Here is a 3,367-nt window from a genome sequence, read left to right on the forward strand (position 1 = left end):
GAAAAGCGCGTGTCGCCCAGCGGGGCGGACGGCGCGCTGGCGGCCAGCACTTGCGGACGGCGGCCGCGCGCATAGGTGGCGTAGAGGCTGGCGTCGGCGCTGGGCTTGTACCGCGCGGTCAAGCGCCAGGAAAAGCCGCCGTTCGACAGGGTCGCGCTATCCTCGCCGCCATTGCCGGCCGTCGGCTGCGCGCCCAGGCCAAAGAGCGGCACCGGATAGGCGGCCGAGGGCGGGATGGTGGCCGCGCCCGGCACCGCCAGCGCCTGGAGCAGGGCGGTGCGCACCGCCTCGGGCTGGCTCAGCGCGCCGATCAGCCCGCCCAGGATCGACCGGCCATTGTCGACCGACGACAGGAACGTGCTGCGCTTGTCGTCATGCGTGTAGCGCAGGCCGCCGCCGACCTCGAACTGGTCCGACAGACGGATGGTGACGTCGCCGAACAGGTCGAAGGCGCGGGTGCGCGACCCGTTGGTGCTGCTTTCCAGATGGCTGGGCTTCAGGTTCGCGGCGATCGCCTGCGCCTGGTCGGCCGACAGGGCGACGCCATAGGCATTGGCGACACCCTGCAGCAGCGCGCCGGTGAAAGCGGGATTGGCCAGCAGGGCGGCGGGCACCGGGTCGCTCGCGGGGCGGTCGGGAATGACGCCGCCGCCGTTCAGCGCGCCCGCCAGTCGGGCCAGCGTCACGCGCTCGTCAAACTGCGTCGGCACCCGCTGCGTGCCCTTTTCGTGGAAATAGCTCGCGCCCAGGAAGGCGGTGATCGGGCCATCCTCGTAGGTCAGGCGGAATTCCTGGCTGGTCTGCACGCCGCGCGCATCCTCGGCCGCCGTCAGCATCGGCAGCGAAATGCCGTCCGCGTCGAAAATCTCCAGCGCGTCGAACCGGCGGAAGGCGGTGGTGGAGGTGAGGCTGAAGCGATCGTCCAGCTTCAGCGTCGCGATGCCGGTGACGCCCCAGACCTGCCGGTCCAGCCCCAGCGCCTTGCCCCCTTCGAACCCCGCGCCCGGCGCGAGCGCCGCGCCGCTGTTGCGGCCGCGGTCCCCGATCACCGCGCCCGTCACGGGATCGGTCGGGTTGTAGGCGATCGATTTGAACCCGGTGCCGTTCGGGCTGTCCTTCTGATAATTGCCGATCAGGTCGAAGCTGAGGTCGCCCTTTTCGCCGTGGAAGCTGCCGCGGATCGCCTTGGTGTCGACCGAGTTGAAGTCCGCGCCGCCCAGCAGATTTTCGACATAGCCGTCGCGCTTGCGGATGCGGCCGGCCAGGCGCACCGCCATGCCTTCGCCGATCGGCGCATTGACCATCGCCTCGCCCAGCCAGCTGTCATAATTGCCGTAGGAGACGCGCCCCGCTGCCGCGAAGCCGGCCGGGTCCGCCTTGTTCTGCACGATGTTGACCGCGCCGATCAGCGCGCCGCGCCCGTAGAGCGTCGATTGCGGCCCCTTGGCGATCTCGACCCGCTCGACGTCGAACAGCTCGACATAGGAGCCGCGCGACTTGGAGATGGAGACGCCGTCCTGGAAGACGGAGACGCGCGGCTCGTTGGTCGCCGTGCCGCTGTCCGACGTGATGCCGCGCATGACGAAGCCGGGATTGTTGGGCGACTGGTTCTGCACCTCGAAGCCCGGCACGAAGCGCGAGAGGGCGTCGAATTCATAGAGGCCGAAGCGGTCGAGCTGCTCGGCCCCCGCGACGCTCAGCGCCATCGGCACGTCGATCGCATCCTGTTCGCGCAGCTGCGCGGTGACGATGATCGCATCGCCCGCATCGGCCTCCGCCTCGGCGATCTGGGCCTGCGCGGCGGCGGTGGAGAATGCGGAAAGGCTGATGGCGGCCAGCGCCAGCGAACGAATATGCATGATGGAACTCCCTCTGCCGCCCCGGTAGAAAGGGAGTATGAAGCCTGCATGACACCTGCAGGTCGGGCGCGATTTTCCGCGCAGTTCCGGGGGCTTGCCGCTACGGCAAGGGGCGATGGGCCTGCCTGATCGGCGCGATGTCGGAACGGGGCTTGGTGAGCAGGCTCAAACCGAGCAGAAATGGAGCCATCGATCTCCTCGCCGGTCGGGGCGCAAAGGGTCACCATGTTTTTGTCCTGCTCCTAACGCAGTATCCGGCGTTCGAAATTATGCGAAGATTAGTTTTTCTGATGAAAAATCAGCTCGTCGCAAATGCGAATAGAGTAAGTGCAGGTCGCAAGATTATATTCTATTATATTTCGCGGCGGAAACGGACTTATTATTTGGGCAGAGGGGTCAGGTTGATGAACCGGCCCAACGGATCGAAGCGGCAGCGAAAGCGCGCGATGCCGTCGCCGCCGCGATCGACCATGCCTTCGATCGCTTGTCCTTCACGATCCTGCTGCAGCCGACCAGTGCGGACATAAGCGGGGCGGACGCGGTAATGGCTAGCCGCCTCGCCGCGGCAGAAGGCCGGCATGTTTCCTGGCGAGACTGGCTTGCCAGAGCCCATGATCGGTTTGGAGGGCATGATCGCGGGTCGATCCACAATGGCAATCGAGAGGTTGTAGTCAGCCCTCGCCGCGCGCCGGGCGGCATTTCGCATCAGATAGACGCGCAGCCGGTAGTCGCCGGTGGCAGCGAGCCGGCCTGAAAAGCGATTGCCTGAGATGGAACCTGTGAAGATTGCCTGTTCCGAGCGGGGGGGCAGCACATTGAAATATGTGGACGCGTTGTCGGTGCGGAGCGACACCGCCAAGGCTTGGCCTGCCCGCGCGCCGACGACATAATCCACGACTTGGTAGCCGCGGATGGTGCCGCGCACGGAGGTGGACGTGGCTCCGCGTGGAAACTGAACACGTTCGTTGCGAACAGTTGTTTGCGCCAAAGTAGGGGCGGTCATCGCTGCGGAAGCGATGGTCAGAATGGCTAGCGGAGCAAAAGTAACATGTGGCATTGCCGAATCCCTCTCACAAATCGTTCCGGCAGGAGGTGGTTGCCGGCCTGTGCGCTACACGCTTGTTCTGCGGTAACGTGACGCTAGAAATCGCTGGATCCGGCTAATTGACCGCATCGGATTGGGAATTGATGCGGGTCAAAAGCATTCCGATTCCTTTATCGGCAAGATGCTGCAACTGTGTCGCCTTGCTATGCTGATGAGCTGGCGACGCCGAAAAGCGTTGGCCACTGCTTTAAGTATAGCTGCATCAAGGTGCAGACGTCGCGATGAGTCTGAAGGGAGTCTCCCGCCGCACGCTGTTCGCAGCAGCGAGTGTCGGTGTATTGGCGCTGCGGTCGGCCCGGCAGTCCGAGCGGCCCTGACGCGGGAAATGCGGAGCGGTGGCCGCGGCTGCGGATCTGGTCGAAAATGACACGCTCTATGGGGGCAGCATTGGCGACATGATCCA

2 protein-coding genes are annotated in these 3,367 nt (G+C 65.2%); both read right to left on the reverse strand.

What is annotated here, in order from left to right:
• Positions 1–1,859, reverse strand: a 1,859-nt coding sequence (locus tag B4A72_RS02955; protein ID WP_292978064.1) for a TonB-dependent receptor, incomplete at its 3' end; no start/stop codon positions are given.
• Between the two features lie 379 nt (positions 1,860–2,238).
• On the reverse strand, positions 2,239–2,916 hold the full coding sequence (locus tag B4A72_RS02960) for a hypothetical protein (protein ID WP_292978065.1): 678 nt from the start codon (positions 2,914–2,916) through the stop codon (positions 2,239–2,241).
• Positions 2,917–3,367: the final 451 nt, after the last annotated feature.

The sequence above is a fragment of the Paracoccus sp. UBA5162 genome (assembly GCF_002413585.1).
Classification (GTDB): Bacteria; Pseudomonadota; Alphaproteobacteria; order Rhodobacterales; family Rhodobacteraceae; genus Paracoccus.

Coding starts and splice junctions, on each gene's coding strand:
- B4A72_RS02960 (WP_292978065.1), bottom strand. CDS start 2,916: ATGCCACATGTTACTTTTGCTCCGCTAGCCATTCTGACCATCGCTTCC.